15 protein-coding genes are annotated in these 17,372 nt (G+C 65.6%); 3 read left to right on the top strand and 12 right to left on the bottom strand.

Annotated elements, in window-relative coordinates; translation table 11 throughout:
• Positions 1–13: 13 nt before the first annotated feature.
• From AC1D2F_RS12140 to AC1D2F_RS12090, 11 genes are all read right to left on the bottom strand, one after another.
• Positions 14–448, bottom strand: coding sequence for a phage tail protein (locus AC1D2F_RS12140; protein WP_223986869.1), 435 nt, complete (start codon positions 446–448; stop codon positions 14–16).
• Positions 449–456: 8 nt separating this feature from the next.
• Positions 457–612 (bottom strand): hypothetical protein, encoded by a 156-nt coding sequence (locus AC1D2F_RS12135; RefSeq protein WP_229992143.1) that lies wholly within the window; start codon positions 610–612, stop codon positions 457–459.
• Between the two features lie 2,778 nt (positions 613–3,390).
• On the bottom strand, positions 3,391–3,549 hold the full coding sequence (locus AC1D2F_RS12130) for a DUF6760 family protein (protein ID WP_229992144.1): 159 nt from the start codon (positions 3,547–3,549) through the stop codon (positions 3,391–3,393).
• Entirely contained in the window at positions 3,546–4,010 is a 465-nt protein-coding gene (locus tag AC1D2F_RS12125) for a hypothetical protein (protein WP_229992145.1), read from the bottom strand. The genes AC1D2F_RS12130 and AC1D2F_RS12125 overlap by 4 nt, the downstream gene beginning before the upstream one ends.
• On the bottom strand, positions 4,010–4,453 hold the full coding sequence (locus tag AC1D2F_RS12120) for a phage tail protein (RefSeq protein WP_223986860.1): 444 nt from the start codon (positions 4,451–4,453) through the stop codon (positions 4,010–4,012). The genes AC1D2F_RS12125 and AC1D2F_RS12120 overlap by 1 nt, the downstream gene beginning before the upstream one ends.
• Positions 4,454–4,477: 24 nt before the next feature.
• The gene (locus AC1D2F_RS12115; RefSeq protein WP_476966808.1) at positions 4,478–6,034 is read right to left on the bottom strand and encodes a phage tail sheath family protein; all 1,557 of its coding nucleotides are present in this window, start codon (positions 6,032–6,034) and stop codon (positions 4,478–4,480) included.
• Between the two features lie 136 nt (positions 6,035–6,170).
• Positions 6,171–9,410 (bottom strand): phage tail protein, encoded by a 3,240-nt coding sequence (locus AC1D2F_RS12110; protein WP_476966807.1) that lies wholly within the window; start codon positions 9,408–9,410, stop codon positions 6,171–6,173.
• Between the two features lie 117 nt (positions 9,411–9,527).
• Entirely contained in the window at positions 9,528–10,256 is a 729-nt protein-coding gene (locus AC1D2F_RS12105) for an eCIS core domain-containing protein (protein ID WP_476966806.1), read from the bottom strand.
• A 117-nt stretch (positions 10,257–10,373) separates the two neighbouring features.
• Entirely contained in the window at positions 10,374–12,461 is a 2,088-nt protein-coding gene (locus AC1D2F_RS12100) for an ATP-binding protein (RefSeq protein WP_476966805.1), read from the bottom strand.
• A 19-nt stretch (positions 12,462–12,480) separates the two neighbouring features.
• Complete coding sequence (locus tag AC1D2F_RS12095; RefSeq protein WP_476966804.1) at positions 12,481–13,134, bottom strand: Pvc16 family protein; 654 nt, start codon at positions 13,132–13,134, stop codon at positions 12,481–12,483.
• 178 nt (positions 13,135–13,312) lie between these two features.
• Complete coding sequence (locus tag AC1D2F_RS12090; protein ID WP_229992151.1) at positions 13,313–13,936, bottom strand: response regulator transcription factor; 624 nt, start codon at positions 13,934–13,936, stop codon at positions 13,313–13,315.
• Between the two features lie 249 nt (positions 13,937–14,185).
• Here AC1D2F_RS12090 and AC1D2F_RS12085 point away from each other — a divergent pair, with 249 nt between their 5' ends.
• From AC1D2F_RS12085 to AC1D2F_RS12075, 3 genes are all read left to right on the top strand, one after another.
• Positions 14,186–15,001, top strand: coding sequence for a COG1470 family protein (locus AC1D2F_RS12085; RefSeq protein WP_229992152.1), 816 nt, complete (start codon positions 14,186–14,188; stop codon positions 14,999–15,001).
• Positions 15,002–15,008: 7 nt separating this feature from the next.
• Positions 15,009–15,326 carry a PAAR domain-containing protein gene (locus AC1D2F_RS12080; RefSeq protein WP_229992153.1) on the top strand — a complete coding sequence of 106 codons (318 nt, stop codon included), beginning with the start codon at positions 15,009–15,011 and terminating at the stop codon, positions 15,324–15,326.
• Between the two features lie 1,032 nt (positions 15,327–16,358).
• A complete protein-coding gene (locus tag AC1D2F_RS12075) occupies positions 16,359–16,979 on the top strand; it encodes an L-threonylcarbamoyladenylate synthase (RefSeq protein WP_364743404.1) in 621 nt (206 codons plus the stop codon).
• Between the two features lie 87 nt (positions 16,980–17,066).
• Here the strand turns inward: AC1D2F_RS12075 and AC1D2F_RS12070 are convergent, their stop codons facing one another.
• Complete coding sequence (locus AC1D2F_RS12070; RefSeq protein WP_229992155.1) at positions 17,067–17,330, bottom strand: hypothetical protein; 264 nt, start codon at positions 17,328–17,330, stop codon at positions 17,067–17,069.
• Between the last annotated feature and the right edge of the window lie 42 nt (positions 17,331–17,372).

Below are 17,372 nucleotides of genomic sequence, written 5' to 3'. Positions count from 1 at the left end.
CTGGCTCCTTCGGCTAGCGCGTCTTTGAAACAAAGCCATGGTGGGCGATCTCCAGCGTCTCCATGACGACCTTCGGCTGGTCCGGGTTCAGCGACGGGCCCTTCCACCGCACGGGGACGACGTCGTAAAGCTCCCAGCCGGCGATCTTCCGGCCATTGCCGGTCATCGCCTCGATGATTCCCGTGCACCGGGTGTAGCCGGAGGCCATGTCCGCGAACCATTTGGCAATCTTTTCGGTGTCCCGTCCGAGCGGCCGGCTCAATGTGATGTTGGGATATTTGAGCCGCGTGGGCAATTGCCAGATGAAGGAGTTGTTTCCGCCTTCCTCCCGGGACTCGATCACTACCTCACAGCCCAGTCCTTCGCACGTGGTGAACGTTCCGAGATCCAGATTGTCCAGTGCCACGGTGTAGCGGACGCTGACCGCCGTATCCACATCCTCCAACATGATCTTCCTCAGTTCGTGTCTGTCCGCAGACCGCGGCGCTCGCGGTCCAGCAGCATTTCGGCCTTGATGCGCCGGATCAGCGGTCCGGCAAGCCGCTTGGCGAGATCCTCAAGCTGTTCAGGCGTCGCCCCGGCCGGGATGCCCGACGCCGTTGCTCCCCTCACTGCCGGTCCTTGCTCCGCCGATCCGGCCGGACCGGCGTCCGTGCCGCCCTGGACCGCTACGCCGCCATCGGCCTCCCCCGGCCCGCTGGCGGCCCGTGCCGGAACGACCGGCGCAGCCGCCGCAGAATCACTCCCCGGGAGCCCGGTCTCCCGCTGAACGGCTTCACCGCCCTCGTCCCGCTGCGGCGACGGAGAGGCGAGACTCAGGATTGCATCTTGTGGCCTGTCCGATCCGGATTCGAAGGCCGCGTGGGCTCCCGGGCCCGTCGGGATCGCCGTGAACGATGTGTTCGAAAAATATCCCAATGTCGCCGTACGTTCCGGCGTCGAACCGACGGCTCCGGGAACCGGGCCCGCGGAGGCGCTCAAGCGTTGCAGGCGGGCCGGCTGTTCTCCGCCATGTGGTGGCGTAGGCGGGACGGTGAGCACTTGCGTCGGAGGCGCCGACCCGGCCGGGAAGCCGGTTGCTGCCGCGTCCAATGGGCGCGTTCCCTCTGCTGAATATCGCTCCACTGAAATCGTCCGCTGAATGACTCTTCCGACGGCGGCGCTCAGTCCGGGTGGGGCGTCCGGTTCTGCGCCGGGGGCAGCATCGGCCAGAAAGCCAGATTCCGTCCGGGGGCCGGAGTCCCCCTCGATGCCGAGGCCATTGTCGGATTCAGATGGCATGTCGGCCGTTGGAGCGAATGCCGTTGCCGCGGCGGCGACACCCTGTTGGCCCTCATCGGGCCAGGCAGTGTTCGCCGGTGAGTGTGCTGGCCTAGTTGCCGCTGGCAGCGTCAAGGCCCGAGCCTGGGCGCGCGGCGCGGGCGCCGCTACGGGCAGGGCAGTCAGCCGTTGCCAGGTATCCGTGGCCGGTCCCGGGCCGGCAGCGGGGACAATCCGTAGGACAACCGGTCCGACTGAGGTGGGGATTGCCCGGGTCTGCAGCTCGGCTGCCGGCTTGGCGGTGCGCTGGATCCCGAGGGAGCCATGCGGAGAGGATGACGGGTCAGTTGTCGGTTTCACGGCTCCGGTTTGGCCGCTGGCTCGTGGCTCGTCGGAGGACGATTCCGCGCTCTGACCCTGGACCGGAGCAAGGGCGGCGGCGGGGGCGGCCAGTTCCTCCGCGGTCAGTTCCTCCGCGTGCGGGGCCGTTTCGGCTGGGGAATCGTCCGAGAGACTGCGTTGAACTGAGGGGCTGCCGGCTGGCATGGCCTGTTGGCCCGTGGCAGGACCAAGTACAAGTGGAAGCGGGGCGGCTGCGGGCCGCTCATCGACCCGCGGTATGTCGGGATGAATTGTCAGGGCGGGCTCGGGAGGCCCGTTCACAGGCCGGGCTGCTTCACGCACCGCGGAGGAGGACACCGCTGGGGAAGACAGAGCCGGGAAAGACACCGCGCCGAAAGTCTCCAGGGAATCCGAACCGTGACCGGCGTCAGTGACATTGGACAGGAGGTCGACGGCGTGCCCGGAACGGGAGACGACCGGCATGCTTGCCGGGTTTCCTTCAGTGGTGCGGGGTGCCGGATCATTCGCACCGGGATGACTGTCCCCTGCCCGGTCAATTGCTCCGGCAGACCCAGTGGCCGAGAGCGGCGGCGCGGACCCGTCGTCCGGAGCCGGGGCATCGTCCGCCGGCGGGGAGACAGTCGCTGTTGTTGTCCCGGCGTCAGCCCACGGGGCTGGCTCGCCAATCCCGGGGTCCGGCGCCCCGGTGGAATCGAGGCTCGGCGGATCTGAAGGTACTGCGGACGTGGTCGCGGGTCCGGGGGCCGTTCCTCCTCCATTACCCGGAAGGGTCGCGTCAACGGCGTCAGGAGCACTGGCGCCCCGAATGCTGGCGTCAGCCGCCGGTGGAACCACGGGCGCACCAGCGGTTTCGGGGGTTGACGTCCGCTGGACCGGCAAGGGGAAGGAACCGGGACGAGAATCGGGGAAGACATCGGGAGCGGTCCCGGGGCAAAACTCCGGTGTCGCGGCCAGCTCCGAAAACGACAGTGGCATGCCGAGCCCCAGCCTTGGCGGGTGAGGCGCTTGCCGGAATGACGGCGAAGAGTCCGCCGGGGTCGAAGCCCGCTGCACAGCCGGTGCCGACGGCAGTGGCACGTACGTCGCACTTCCGTCAGAGGTGCTGCCGTCGGTGGACCTGGTGCGGGACGGGCCGGAGGGCTCCCCGCGCGAAACCGGTGCGGACACCGATGGGCCCGGGGATGAACCCGGAGACTGCAGTGGCGCCGCATCGACATGCAGCACAGGAAAGGCGTCCGGTGCCGCCGCGGTAAGGGAAAGGCCATCCAGGGTTCCACTGGCCTGGGGGTCGCCGTCCGGCCAACCGCCATCCTGCCAATCGCCGCCCAGCTGGTTGCCGCCCTGTGTGCCGCCGTCGGTCCCGGCGCGCTGGATCGTCGGCATGCCGCCAAGCCTGCCCGGCACCGGCCGGACGTGTGGCGCCGGAGGCGGCAACAGTGTCATCTCCACTGAGGGCGCAGTGTAGCCGCCGGAGCCCGGATCGGGACCGCCGCCGTCGACGTCGATAACGCCTGCCGGCGCCTGTGTGCTGACCAGGTGGGTCATGGGTCCGGTGAAGGACGGATCGCCCCATGAGGCGAGGGAGCCGGTGAAATGGTCCGGGTCCGACGTCAGCTGAATGCTGCCGGCACTGCGCTGCAGCGGCGGCAGGAAAGCCCAGCCGGCGGGCGCAATCCGGGGCTCAGCAGCCGCGGGTGCTGCCGCTTCGCGCGGTTCCTGGCCGGGCGGGGGCTCGGGCCGCTCCCGTTGCCAAGGCCACCGCATGGTTCACCGTTCCTGGGTCAGGCGCGTGTTGATTGCCGCTATCTCCCGGACATAGCGAAGCCGTTGGCCGTGTTCCAGATCCAGAATGTCATCCAGGGGCCAGTGGAAGTGATAGGCCACGTACGACACCTCCTCGTAGATCCGGTCCGGCGTGTACGTCATGATTCCCCCAGGCGGCCACCGGCGAGGTCGGCGGTAAAACGGTGGGAGCATTCCGGGCACGTAACAGCGATCCGGGTATGGCCCTCGGCATTGATCCGCCGGTAGAAGTCCTGAAGGAATGCGACGTCGGAGGCGAACATGTTTTCCACGACGGCAGAGGTGACAGCCCCCAGCGTGCCGAGCGAGGTGATCACCCTGCCCAGAAGGACCACAGTCGTGTAGGCGGCATTCTCCTGGACGCGGGCGTCATAGAGCGGCAGCAGTTCGTCCCGGGCGGTCGCCAGCCGCATGACGCCGGATTTGTGGACGGTCCCGTCCTGGTCCACGTAGCCGCGGGGAAGCTCGAAGCTGAACTCGGTACGCAGCGGTTGACGCCCCTTGTCCGGCCTCCGGTCAGCCGGGACGCCGGGGGCATCGGCCTCCGGGTCCGGCATCACCACCGCTCCATGTGTCCGCTGCATCACGAGATAGTGGATTCGTCGTAGCAGATGACGAACTTCTCTGTGGCCTGCTCAGTGGCGCCGGCCTTCAGCGAATTCAGTTCGACGCTCTTCACCCAGCAGTTGACGAAGTTGTAGGTTTTCAGCGTCTCGCCTTTGTAGTCCAGGAGTGAGACGGCGGCAGTCTTGCGGGCCCCGGCGACGTCGCCCTCCATGACTTTCTTGAGCCAATCGGTCACGGTTTTGCTTTCGGTCAGTCCCCTGGTGACTGTCAGCTCGCCCGCTTTCGGCCGGCCGATGAGCTGGCGGACGACGTATTTGCCGTCCTTCGTCTGCTGCTTCAGTTCGATCTTGTCGACCTCGGTCTTGAGGCCGCTCACCTCGATCACTCGCGGCACTTCGATGCCGTCAATTGTGACCGTGAATCCGTTCGCTGATGAGTTGTCAAAATCGCCGAGGGCCATGGTCTTGCTCCTTTTGAACTGGGATTACTCGCTCACGAGGCTGGTGCCGCCGGAGAACTGGGACAGCTGGAAAATGACGAACTCGGCCGGCTTGACCGGGGCCACGCCTATCTGGCAGACCACTTGTCCGGCGTCGATGCCCTCGGCCGGGTTGGTCTCTTCGTCGCACTTGACGAAGAACGCCTGTTCAGGCGTGAGCCCGAAGAGGGCGCCCTTGCGCCATTCGTTGGTCAGGAAGGCGCTGATGGTGCGGCGGATGCGCGCCCACAGGGCAGGGTCGTTCGGCTCGAAGACTGCCCACTGGGTGCCCTGCAGGATGGACTCCTCCAGGTAGTTGAAGAGACGGCGGACGTTCAGGTACCGCCATTCGGCGTCGCTGGACATGGTGCGTGCTCCCCAGACGCGGATGCCGCGGCCCGGAAAAGTGCGGATGCAGTTGACGCCGATGGGGTTCAGCAGTTCCTGTTCCGTCTTGGTGATCTGGGTCTGCAGGCTTGTGACGCCGCGGATCACCTCATTCGCGGGCGCCTTGTGGACGCCGCGGGTGTCATCGTTGCGGGCCCAGACGCCGGCCATGTGGCCCGACGGCGGAATGAACCGGTTCGTTCCGGTGCTGGGGTCGAAGGCTTTCACCCAGGGCCAGTAGAGTGCCGCGAACTTGGAGTCATAGCCGCCGCCGTCCATGCGCCAGTTCTTGATCTGCTGGGCATTGAGGTTGGGCGGCGGGTCGATGATGGCTATGCGGTCCCCCATCAGCTCGCAGTGGGCAATGGCGGCGAGCTGGACGGCTTTGACTGTTTCCAGATCGATGGCGCCTTGCTCGTAGGCGGCCAGAAGGTCCGGCACGGCCACCATGGTCACTTCGTCGACGGCCTCGAGGCCGCTGAATCCAGTGCGGTCGGCGGCATCGCCGACGTAGTCGTCCACGTTCAGTTTGTCAGTTGTTGGCGGTTCAGGCTCCGGCTCCGGTGCGACCAGCTGGATGGTCCCTTTGTCCGGTTTGACCAGGGCACCGCCCGTGGCAATCTCCTCAATGGTGACGATCTTCGATTCGGCGCTGATCTTGGTGGCGACGTTATTGTTGCCACGTTTGGTGGTGACGTTGTCCCAGACCTCGGGCGGCTTGCCCTCCACCGTTATGACGATCTTGAACTGGTCCTCGGACGGATTTTCACCCCCTGGGTCGGCAATTTCGACCGTTACAGGCTTGGGGTTGGCTGCCGTGGACTTGGCGGTCACGCGGTATCCGGCGAATTCGGCCGTCGGGGACGCCGTCACTGCCTTTGGCTGTTGCTTCGGTTTGTCCTCCCGCGCTCCGTCGGCGCCGATGCGCACCACGTAGCAATTCCCTCCGCCGTTGAGGAAGTAGCCGTAGACGGCATGGGCAAGGTACGAGCCTGGGACGAAGTCCCCAAAGGTGTCGGAGAACTGGGTCCAGTTGGACACAAGGGTTGGTTCATTGTCCGGACCCTTGGCAGCAAGCCCGACGAATGCGGCGACTGCCGTGCCTACTCCCTCGATTGGACGAGTGCCCGCTCCGACCTCGTTTACATACACACCTGGCGAAAGATAGTTCGGCATTTTGTCTCCTCAGTGAACCCAAAACGTGGTTCAAGGGTCCCGCGGAGGCGTGTGCGGCGGTACGGCTATCTGGATGCGCTCATGGGAAGGGTGGAGTGCACGAAGGGGCAAGCCAAGGAGCGGGACGGCGAAACGCTCAATCCGAGCGGCTGTCGATCATGGCGGCGATCTCGCCCTGCTGTCTAGTTGCGCCAGCCCGTATCTCCTGTTCGCTTGGACACTGTGGTTCCTTCTGCCCCTGCGTTAAACGTGCTTCTTTATGGTGATCAAAATCATTCTTCACAGCTGCAACAGTTCGTCCGATGGCGCCTTTTGACAGCATGAAAAACGCCCTCTTAGCATTTTCAGGTGTGTCGCCGGCCCCAACTCTTCCGGGGACCTTTCCGGTGACGACACGCAGTTTGAATTTCCTCAAGAGACTAAAGTCAGCATTCTCCCCAAAGTCCTTTCTCTCGCGTGCACCACGATAGATCAGGATGGTAGCCATAGAGCGATACTCTGCAGACGTCACTTTCGGCATCCCCAACGCCTTGAACATGCTGTCGATGAAGCTTCGGGGAATCACGTGTTCGGACCACGTTGCACGCAGCGGGTCCTTGCCTCCCGGCCGGGGACTCGGTTGAGATTCGTGCGCAGTCACTTTGCCGAGTCCTGCAGGCACTGGACTGACAGCAGTCAATGCCTTTACGCCCGTGACCGCTTTCTTTTCGGGATTGACTCTGCCGTACACGGACCATTTCCCATTTTCCTGAACCGGTTCCAGTAATTCCAATCTATACCGGATCCGGATCGCACTTAACAGCGGTCTCAGGACACGCTCGCCAATAGCATTGCCCTCAAGTCGGTTAACCGCCTTCACGCCGGCGGCCACCCCCTTGTCGAGGCGAGCCTGCTTCTCGTTGGCGATCTGCTCGGGCGTCTTCTCTTTGATCCCAAGCTTTTTCTTCGCCTTACCCAGCAATTCCTTGCCTTTGGTCTTGAGTTTGCCGCCCACTTTCTTCGCGAAACCCATGAACTTCTTGCCAAACTTGATCGCCTTGGTGACCACCCAGTCCACCACCGCATTTATCGGTTTTTGTAGAGTCTCCAGGATTTTCTTGATCTTGCCAGAGATGCCGCCTAGCCCCAGGAGCGAAGCCAAGAAGCCGATGAGCACCGGCAACATCTTGGCCAGCGTCTTTTCGATGTATCCCGCTACGGCACCTACCCMACCGGCAGCGATAGATTCCACTGAGTCGAGGATGGAGTCGACAAACGCTTTGATTTGCTCGGCTTTCTCCACGAAGAACATCACGACGTCGTAGATCATCTTGCAGGCTTTGACGAATGCCGAGGCCGGGTTGAGTAAGGAGATCAGCCAGACGATGCCGGCTTTGATGATCTCGACGGAGACCATCTCTTTGATCTGGCTCATCACCATCTCTTTGATATCCCCAACCTTTTCCAGTACCCACTTCCACAATCCGCCGATGCCTTCAGTGACCAGGATCCTGACGATCTCGAAGCCTTTCTCGAGCTTTCCCATCACGGGCTCGCCGATCTTTTCAACGATTCGCGCCCTGATGTGTGCCCAGGTCATCCCGAAGATGGACATCAGAAGCTGGACGATACCCCTGAGATCAAACTTCGCTGGCAGTTCAATACCTCCTTCGGCCAGGGCACCAAGTAGCCATCCCTGCAGGCCTTTCTTGAGGTGTGCGGCGATGTTCTGTCCAAACTGGACGATGCCACCTTTGACGGCGTTGACGAAGTTGCCCAGAAATCCGATTGGGTCCTTGATTATCTTTCCGACGGCGTTCGCCGCCCGCGCAAGGACTGTCAGGAGCATGTCCTTGAGCTGCATGATCGTCTTGATCGCCCCGCCGACCGCGTCCTTGGCCTTGTCCCACCACCCCTTATTCTCGTCCTGCATGGCCGTGACCTCCGCATCCACGGCCGTCCGGGATTCGACGTACTTCGCTGCAAGGTCCTCGACCAAGGCGTCCTTCTTAGAGTCCACGTCGTTTTCCAGCTGGTCGAACTGCTCAGCGAACTGCGCTGCCGCCGCCTGCGCGACCTTCTGCAAATTCTTCGGCTTGGAATCCACGTAGGCCTTGATCTCGGCGCGGCCCCTCGCGATCCGGTCCTTGGCTTCAGAGAGCTTGCCGCCAATTGTGTCGGCGACTTCCCCGATCAGCCTGCCCATACCCGCTTCGTAACCGCTGCGCGCAGATTCATAGATCTTGTTCGCCTCGGGCGGCAGACTTCCCAATTTGTCACTGAGCCAGCGCGCCTTTCCGTCCCACCCCGCATAGCGTTCATCTTTGTAGCGTTGCATTCGGCCGTTCAGGTCAGCGGTGAAGGCCTCGCGCACGCCCTTTTCGCCCGCCGAAAACTGCGTGGAAACCGCCCCGTCCAGAGAACCCAGAATGGTGGCCACGTCACTTTTCGTTGCGTCGAAGATGGCCTTGACCTCGCCTGCCACCTTTGCGCGTTCTGCCTCGTCCTTGGACTTCGCTGAGTCCTTCGCGGCGGCTGCTTTGCCGAGAGCACCCTTCTTGGCTGAGAGCATGCCTGCCAGCCCGGAAGCACCCGTGCCCTGAGCGGCCTGCTTGGCCGAACCAAGTTGGGCGGCTTCCCTTTCCCTGAAGGCCGCGGGTGCTGACGCCGAGTGCTCTTCGCCAACTTTCTTTGCGGACAGGGCCCCGACGAATTGCGGCTCATTAGAGTTGGCCAACTGCTGTTCCGAGACGTCCGCCTCGGCCATCGCAGCCTCGGTATCGCGCTTGCCGCCGCTAAGGTCGGTCTGGGCGGGCGGGGCCGAAACCGGCATTCCCGCCGCAGCGTCGACCCGGGCAGAGGCAGGTTGCGGCTCGGGCACCAGCGGCGTCACGGGCTTGTCCACGGCCTTCGATTGGTCCGGCGCGGCAGCCGTTTTGTCTGCGATGTCCTTCGCGGAGGCAGCCTTTCCATCGGTGACCTTCCCGGCCACTTGATTCTTGACGCTCTCGGCTTTGCCCGACTTACCGAAATCCTCAGCCTCTTCCAGCGTCTTGGGCGCCTGCGCCGCGATCGCGGCCTTCACCGCAGCAATGAATCCCGCCTTGTCGAAGCCGGCGGGCTTAGCCCCGGCCATTGCTGCGGCCTGGGCTTCCTTTGCCTGGGCCTCTTTGTCTCCTGCTGGAGGGACTGCCGCATTCCTGGCCTTGTCGACCTCTGCCCGGGGTGACGGGTGTTGTCGGAGGGTCCGGCCCTGAGATGCGACCTTCGATGTGACGGCGAGAAAGCGCGGATCGCTGCTGGGAGCCAGGCCCGTTGGCCGGACCGGGCCGGGGCTCTCGGCCAGCCGTTGGACATAGGAGGCCACTGCGGCGTTACCGGCGCTGCGCTGCATCATTTGGAGCATGGCGGGTGACCCAGGCTGTTGGCGCGCGACTGCTGGCCCAACGCGTTGCGCCGGAACCTTGCCGGGTCCGCTCTGGAAAGTCGTGGCCATGGACTGCTCCCGCCAGGATCAGCCCGGCTCTTCTTCTTCCGCCTCGTCACGCTGCACGGCCTGCGCGTCAACGAAGGACCCTTGGGCGGTGTCCTTCTCCTCTTCGTCGTCCTCGCGCTGGACCACGGCGGCGGCGCCGGCTGCGAAACGCTGCGCAGTTGCAGGAACGGCCGGTGCGGACATAGCCCGCTCGGCGGTGGCGGTCGCCTCACGTTCAAACCTGTCGGACGGATCACTCACGCGCACCCCGGTTCCCGTGGCGGTCCCGTCCACCGGGCCGCTCCGCTGCTGGACCACATGTGTCAGTTCGTGGGCGATCATCGTACGGCCGGCGTCGGAGCCGGGATCGTAATTGTCCCGCTGGAACACGATATTGGAACCCACCGTGTAGGCGTGGGCGTTCACCGATGCCGCGGAATTGTGGGCGGCCTCCCCTGTATGGACGCGGACGTCGGAGAAGTTGTGGCCCAGGCGGCCCTCCATGTCAGCGCGCACGGGCTCCTCCAACGGCTGACCGGCTCCGGACGAGACGACGTCGAGCACAGGTGACCCTTCCTCCTCCGCGAGGCCGCGCACACCGCTGTTGCCGACGGCGCGCTGAAGCGCCAGTAAGCCGCGGGACCCGACGACGTCGGTCCGGGCGGCGGCCGCCGCCCGATACAGCACCGCAGGCTCCGCTGCTTCCGCCCGCGCCGGCTTGGCCCCCGGGACGTCGACGTCGGACTGGTCATGGTCGTGGCTGTGCATGGCGCACCCCTTTCATCAGACCTACACCGACGATGCGCCCGGCAAGGACGGCCCGCAAGCGCCGCCACGGCGCCGGAAAGGGCAGGCGCTCCTGCCCGAAAGGGCAGCGGTGCGACCTTAGGCGCCGGATCTCTTCGCAGTGGAAAGCAGCCCCCAATACGGGCCGAACTCGCTCTCCAGCGTTAGCCGCCCCAGCTTGCGGTATTCGCGTTGCACGGCGGTGACCAGATGCGCCATGGTCACCGTCCCGCCGTCGTCGGCTGCCAGGTACGCGCCGGTGACGGCCGCGGACCGGATCGCCCCGCCGGCCAGTTCGAAGGCCTGCCCCAGGAAGACGAGGTCAATGTCCGCTGCCCGGCCGATCGTCCGTCCGAGGCACCGGTCCCAGAGCACGCTGCGGTGCGCCGCATCAGGCAGCGGGAAGTCCACGACGACGTCGAGCCGGCGGGTGAACGCCTCGTCGATGTTCGCCCGCAGGTTCGTTGCCAGGATGGCCAGGCCGTCGAACGTCTCCATCCGCTGCAGCAGGTAGGCGCTTTCGATATTTGCGTAGCGGTCATGGGCGTCCTTGACCTCGGATCGACGCCCGAAGACGGCATCAGCCTCGTCGAAGAGCAGCACCCCATTGACGCCCGCCGCAGCCGTGAAGATCCGCTCGAGGTTCTTCTCCGTCTCCCCCACGTATTTGTCGACGACGGTGGCCAGGTCCACGACATACAAGTCCAGTCCCAGCGCCCGGGCGACCACTTCGGCGGACATCGTCTTCCCGGTCCCGGAATCTCCGGCAAACAGGKCAGCCACTCCGTGCCCGCGTCCGGCTCCCGGCCGCATGGCCCAGTCACCGAGGACCTTTTCCCGGTGCTTGGCCCGCAGCGCCACCTCCTTGAGGGCCAGCAGCACGGCATCGGGAAGGACCAGGTCATCCCAGCCCACCACCGGCTCCACCCGGCGGGCCAGCCGGTCAAGGGCCGATCCGTTTTCGGCGCGTGCCCCGGCACTGAGATGTGAAGCGGTGATGCGGCCGTTGGCGGTCAGGGTGGCCTGCACCTGAGCGGATCCGGCGGCCCGGGCAACCTGCTCCGGGCGCAAGCGGAACGCCGAGGTGGCTGCCGCCACGTCCACCCCATCGAGCGGGCCTAGCGCGGCCCGCCACAGATCCGATCTCTCGGCCGACGTGCTGACCGGGACCTCCACCAGCAGCGGCGGATGCCTGGTCCACGCCGGGTCCCACGCGCCGTCCCCGGTGAGCAGCACAGGCTGCGGTTCGGCATGCAGGGCCTCCAACACGGCGGGTCGGTCCGCCACGGCAGCAAGGGGCCCTGCCACCAGTCCGGTGCCCCGGAGCCTCGCTTCCCGTACGGCGAGTTCCACCAGCTGGAGCGGATCCCGTTCGGCAGCCAGCCGCACCAAGTCCACATACACGCCGTCGCATCCCCTGGACCGCAGCGCCTCGGCTGCCAGCACGCGGCCGGAACCAGTGGCAGGCTCCCGAAGATAGGCGAGGAGGACCCCGGCTCCCAGTGCCCGGGAAAGCGGCGAAGCATCACCCCAGCTCACGGCCGGACGTTCGGTCAGCACAGCCTCGAGAGCCGGTTCGGCGGTGTCATCACCCAGCAGATGCCCGACGACGCGGTCCGGCACCCGCAGTGCCCGTCCGGGCAGCGGGCGCTCGGCGTCCTCGACGACAAGCAGCCCGCCCCTGATGAGCGGGCCGGAAAGCAGCCGGGCCCTGCCGTCGGCTGCGGACAGGGGTGTGCCGCAGAGCGCCAGAGCGACGGCCACGGAGGGGCGGCGGCGGGTGACGTCGTCGTTCAGGTAGCCGAATAGCTGCTCGAAGCGCGGATCCAGATCGGCGGCGAGCGCGACAAGAAGCAAATCGATGTCCAGGGGCAAGAGGCCGAAGGTGGCGCCGAGCTCCCGGAGCCGCAGCCGGTGCCCTGTTTGCTGGGCCTCGTCCGCTAGTTGTTCGCAGTGCAGCTGCCGGGATGAGACACGGCCTGGTCCCTCTTCGGGTCCGTCCCCGTCCACGGACCGGGGAACTTCCCCGAGCAGGCGGTCCACGGCCTCATCGCTGAGATAGAGCCCGCGGAAAGGGTCATCCGGCTGCGGGTCTTCGGCGCGGCGGGCCGMCACGAGCAGGCGGATGCGTTCCTCCACCACTCCGACGCGGCCGAGCACGTGGGCGAGACTGGGATTCGCTGTCATCTTTGCCGTCACCGATCAATCACCCGGCCGTCCGGCGGGGGCCGCGGATCGCGGCAGGCGGAGGGGTGTGCTGGCGGCGGCCCACGTCGGCGGCGCCACCTGTCAGGTCGGCCATATCCAGCTGAGTCCCCTGGGATGCCGGCGGCCCTGCCTGGTAGACAATGCCGGTGTCCACCGGGGCGATGACCACGATGTCGAGGGACGGCTTGAGCTCTCCCCCCAGGGCGGACCACACATCGGCGAACGCACGGTCCTCGGGCGGGGGAAGCCCTACCGTTACGGGCACCACCAACCCGGTCTCCGCGAGCGGGCCGACCACGAGATCGTCGGGGAGCGCGTCGTACTTGAGGAAGCAGCGCAGCAACTGGTCAAGCAGGCGGTGCTCGTCTTCCGGGCGCTGTGTCCACGCCGTGACCAAGTAGGACAGCTTGAAATAGCGGGGAGCGGGCCGGCGCGTCCGGACGTATCCGTCATCTCCTCTCTGCTCGGACAGGCCGCGTTCCCTGCGCCGGACGTCCTCACGGATGTCATAGAGGTACAGGTTGACGGTGGGAGCGTTGCGCCGGGCGGCCCAGTCCTTGGTAGGCGCGTCGAACACCACGTCCACCTCAGAGCCGCCCAAGGCCCCGTTCCTTACCAACGTGCGCAAGGCATCGTCAATCTGCGCAATCACGGTGTATCCCTCCCAATGAGCTCCGGCCCAGCCCGTACGTTGCAGCGGTCTCCCTGCCTATGGAGCCCGTGGCAGGCATCACGGCACCGTACAGTCCACCGTGGCCGCCTACACCACCGTCCGGGACCCGGGTCCGGGCACACCTACGGGCAACAGATCCGGGTGCTAGGGGCAGGGCCTAAATCAAGCCCTCCCGCAGTGCATATGCGACGGCATGGGACCGGTTGCGAAGCTGGAGACGCGTCGTAACGTCATGAACGACGTTCTTCACCGTCCGCTCCGAGTAGGACAGCTGGTTTGCGATCTCGGACGTGTCCAGCCCATCCGCCAGCAGCCGCAATACTTCTACTTCTCTGGGTGCCAAGCCGGTAAACATGATTCCGCGCGGCCCCAGGACGTGCCGCTGCAGTTTGCCGACCTGGTCCAGGAGACGGCCGAGCAGATCCGGAGGTACGCTGCCTTCACCGGCAGCGGCGGCCGTGATCACTGCCACCAGGCGGTCCGGTGTCGCTTCGCTGCGACGGACCAGGCCAACCACCCCGGTTTCAACTGCCTTGACGAGGTCGCCGTCGTCGAGGTGGCCCGCCACGAGGACGGCGCGGGACAAACCGCGCCGCTGCACAATGCGGAGCAGCGTCAGTGCGTCGTCGTCCACCGAGTCCGTTACGACGACGACCACCTGCGCCGGCTCAGCGTCGTTCGCCCTGACCACCCGCACTTCGGGGCGCGCCCGCAGCTCGCTGGCCACGCCCGCCTCGGAGATCGGGTCACGCGCGTGGACCCGGACAGTTATTGGTTCCATGAATCCTCCCATCGAGAATGCGGGGCTKACTGGGTGGGGCACGGTCTGCCGTACTTGCCTGTTCCATCCCGCTAGATCGACCATAGCGGGCGGTGCTCTTCGTGCAGTCAACACAGGCTCAACGGGCAGCAGCAATGCCCGCAAGTCCGGCCGACGGTGGTGCTGTGCCCCCGCGCGTCCCCCATAACCTCAGAGTACGGATGAGGACCTTTCGCCGTTGGACGCAGAGTAGGTCCGCAAGGAGGAGCCATGAGCACCACTGCAACACTGGATTCGCCGCTGGTCAGCCTTGAGCCCGGTGCCAGGGCGACTGTTCCGCTTCACATCCGCAACGACGGCGAAATCGTCGAGGAGTACAGGCTCCAAGTTGTGGGGCCGAGCGGCTCCTGGACGGAAGTGGTGCCCGGAATCGTGTCCCTCTACCCGGGCCAAGACGCCACCGCCTCCGTGGAGTTCCGGCCGCCGCGGTCCTCCGAAGTCCCGGCCGGGGAATTCCCCTACGCGGTGCAGGTGCTGCCGACCGAGCATCCGGAGGACGCGGTTTCTCCTGAGGGCATTTTCCAGCTTCTTCCGTTCCACGAGACGGCGGCTGAACTGCTGCCCCGGCAGTCCCGGGGGTGTTTCGGCGCCCGGCACCGGGTCGCCGTAGACAACTATGGAAATGTGCCCATCACCGTCACCCTCACCGGTTCCGATCCAGGCGATTTGCTACATATTTCCATGCGTGAGCCGACTCTGACCATTGCTGCCGGAACTGTCGAATTCCCCCGTGTTCGAGTGCGCGCGCGAAGAACGATCTGGCGCGGGATGCCTGCCGTGCACTCTTTCACGGTGGCTGCCAAACCGGCGGACGGCCCCCCTGTTGTGCTGGATGGAACCCACTTGCAGGAGCCTGTCCTGCCGCGGTGGATCGTCAAAGCCGTGCTCATCCTTATGCTTTTCGTCTTGATCCTGGTGGCCCTGTCGTTTGTGCTCCGCGATCCTCCCGGGGTAACCCGGGCTGCCGGGGTGAACGACCCCGTAGCATCGGCCAGCCAGACATCCGCTGCGCCGGTTCGGCTGTAGGCGCCCTATGCCTACTGGGCCAGCTCTCCGCGCAGGAGACACCGCGCTCTGCCCTTTGTTCGACGGCCCCAAACCGCATGCCGGCGGACCCGTCACCCCGGCCGCGGCCGTGGTGACCGTTCTCATCGGGGGAATGCCGGCCGCAGTCGCCAATTCCATTCCCGGTGGCATCGTCTGCGTTTCCCCTGCACCGAACGGCATCGCCAGCGGCAGCCTGACCGTGATGATCGGCGGCTTTCCCGCCGCTCGTGTGGGCGACCTGAGCCTGCACGGGACACCCATTGCTCCGGGTCCGGGGTGCCCCACCGTCATCATCGGCGGATGAGCACGGCCGCTGACGGACCCAGCCCGGCGGAGATCCGGACTAGGAAGAACATGGCGAAGCAGTCGGAGACGGGGTTACCCCTTGAGTCTCTGCCGGCCCCGCTCCGAGTGTCGGCGTCGTCTGAGGCACGGCGCATTCCTTCGGCTCGAGTCCTGCGGCCGTTACACAGGAAGCCGGACTCCCGCCAGATTCCACTGGTGCACACGTCACACACCCCGAGGGACTCCCGTCAGGTTCCAAGGTTGGGCACGTCACACATGGTGCCTGCGTTCCGTTGGGCTCGGCCGCCGGACACGTCACACAAGATCCAGGGGGTCCGTCGGGTAAGGCMGCCGGACAGGTCACGCACGGCGCAGGAGACCCGTCGGGCCCCGGCGGCGGACACGTCACACAGGTTGCCGGTGTTCCATTCGGCGCTGCCGACGAACACGTCACGCATGGCGGCGGCGGCGTGCCTGGTACCGCCGTTGGGGACGTGCAGGCTGGTGTCGGGGACTGCGTAGTCTCAGTGGGGGCCGGAGTGGGCGTCTGAGTGGACTCTGTCGGTGTCGGAGTGGACGACTCACTGGACCCAGTCGGCGGCGGACTAGGCGACTCACTGGACCCAGTCGGCGGCGGACTAGGCGACTCACTGGACCCAGTCGGCGGCGGACTGGGCGCAGTGGCGGAACCGGAGGACTGAGCGGTCTGCTGAGCAAAGGGATCAAGCGGCCCTGTGGGCGGGCCACAGCCCGCAACGCCAAATTGCAGCAGGATGAGCAACCCGATGCAAGCAGCGCATCCACGACGAGTACCCATATTGTGTCCCGCTCCGCTCGTAGACGGTTCGCCTGCTGAAATCCCTGCGCGAAAGGGGTCTGGCCCACTACGCATCCAGCTTGCGGTTCGCACCCGACTGAAGCACGCCTCGGCGGGGCACACTTTCGGGCAGACTTGACGGCCGTAATGTTTGAGACCGCGGACGGCTTGAGCCGCTGCCTGGTCGGGCCGCACAGTAGGTGACTGGTCCGCCGTCGGGCGTAAGCTCGTGCCATGGCGAGATACTTCGATGTGCACCCCGAGAACCCCCAAGCGCGTTCCATCCTCCAGGCGGTAGAGATCGTGCGCTCAGGCGGCCTGATCGTTTACCCCACAGATTCCTGCTATGCCCTCGGCGCGCAGCTGGGAAGCAAGGAGGCGCTGGACCGAATCAGGAGCATCCGCCAACTCGATAACAAACACCACTTCACGCTCGTCTGCAAGGACTTCGCGCAGTTGGGCCAGTTCGTCCAGATCGACAACGATGTCTTCCGCAGCATCAAGGCCGTCACCCCCGGCAGCTACACCTTCATCCTGCCCGCCACCCGGGAGGTCCCCAAGCGGCTGCTGCACCCGAAGAAGAAGACAGTCGGCGTGCGCATCCCGGACAACCACGTGGTCCAGGCACTTCTCGCCGAGCTCGGCGAACCCCTGCTGTCCAGCACGCTGCTGCTACCGGACGAGGAAGAGCCTCTTACGCAGGGGTGGGAGATCAAGGAGCGCCTGGACCACGTAGTGGATGCCGTGATCGATTCCGGCGACTGCGGTGCTGAGCCAACCACGGTGATCGATTTCTCCAGCGGCGTCGCGGAAGTCGTCCGGCGCGGCATGGGCGATCCTTCCCGCTTCGAGTAGCGGAAGACGCCCGGCGGCGACGGCACAGCGTACATTGCGGGCCGGGTCCGCTGCGGGCTGGGTGCGGTGCCGGCTAATCGTGGCGAGCTAGGCGGATTCCGCCGCGCTCGTCTGCCGGTTCCGCAGCCACCGACGGACGAGGTCGATGGCGGCGACGAGCCCGGCCAGGGGCGAGAGCACCGCTGCGGCATAGACGAACATCATCCAGGTCAGGGTGGTCACCGGGGCCTGGCGGGTGCTCAGGAGCGACAGTCCGCCGAAGAGGCCCAGGATCCAGAACAGGATGACCCCGGACAGCACTGCAGCTGCGGGGAAGTACTCGTTCGTGACGACTTTCTTCAAGGTTTCCATGGGCCCTCCTCACACCCGGCGGTGGGACTGCCCGCCAGGGTC

The sequence above is a fragment of the Arthrobacter sp. P1_B3 genome (assembly GCF_056406615.1).
This window is presented reverse-complemented; position numbering and strand designations above follow the sequence as displayed.

What these genes read in the sequence shown, in the direction of transcription:
- AC1D2F_RS12105 (WP_476966806.1), bottom strand. Translation starts at nt 10,256, where the DNA reads ATGCACAGCCACGACCATGACCAGTCCGACGTCGACGTCCCGGGGGCC.
- AC1D2F_RS12085 (WP_229992152.1), top strand. Translation starts at nt 14,186, where the DNA reads ATGAGCACCACTGCAACACTGGATTCGCCGCTGGTCAGCCTTGAGCCC.
- AC1D2F_RS12090 (WP_229992151.1), bottom strand. Translation starts at nt 13,936, where the DNA reads ATGGAACCAATAACTGTCCGGGTCCACGCGCGTGACCCGATCTCCGAG.
- AC1D2F_RS12115 (WP_476966808.1), bottom strand. Translation starts at nt 6,034, where the DNA reads ATGCCGAACTATCTTTCGCCAGGTGTGTATGTAAACGAGGTCGGAGCG.
- AC1D2F_RS12080 (WP_229992153.1), top strand. Translation starts at nt 15,009, where the DNA reads ATGCCTACTGGGCCAGCTCTCCGCGCAGGAGACACCGCGCTCTGCCCT.
- AC1D2F_RS12120 (WP_223986860.1), bottom strand. Translation starts at nt 4,453, where the DNA reads ATGGCCCTCGGCGATTTTGACAACTCATCAGCGAACGGATTCACGGTC.
- AC1D2F_RS12140 (WP_223986869.1), bottom strand. Translation starts at nt 448, where the DNA reads ATGTTGGAGGATGTGGATACGGCGGTCAGCGTCCGCTACACCGTGGCA.
- AC1D2F_RS12125 (WP_229992145.1), bottom strand. Translation starts at nt 4,010, where the DNA reads ATGCAGCGGACACATGGAGCGGTGGTGATGCCGGACCCGGAGGCCGAT.
- AC1D2F_RS12130 (WP_229992144.1), bottom strand. Translation starts at nt 3,549, where the DNA reads ATGACGTACACGCCGGACCGGATCTACGAGGAGGTGTCGTACGTGGCC.
- AC1D2F_RS12075 (WP_364743404.1), top strand. Translation starts at nt 16,359, where the DNA reads ATGGCGAGATACTTCGATGTGCACCCCGAGAACCCCCAAGCGCGTTCC.
- AC1D2F_RS12070 (WP_229992155.1), bottom strand. Translation starts at nt 17,330, where the DNA reads ATGGAAACCTTGAAGAAAGTCGTCACGAACGAGTACTTCCCCGCAGCT.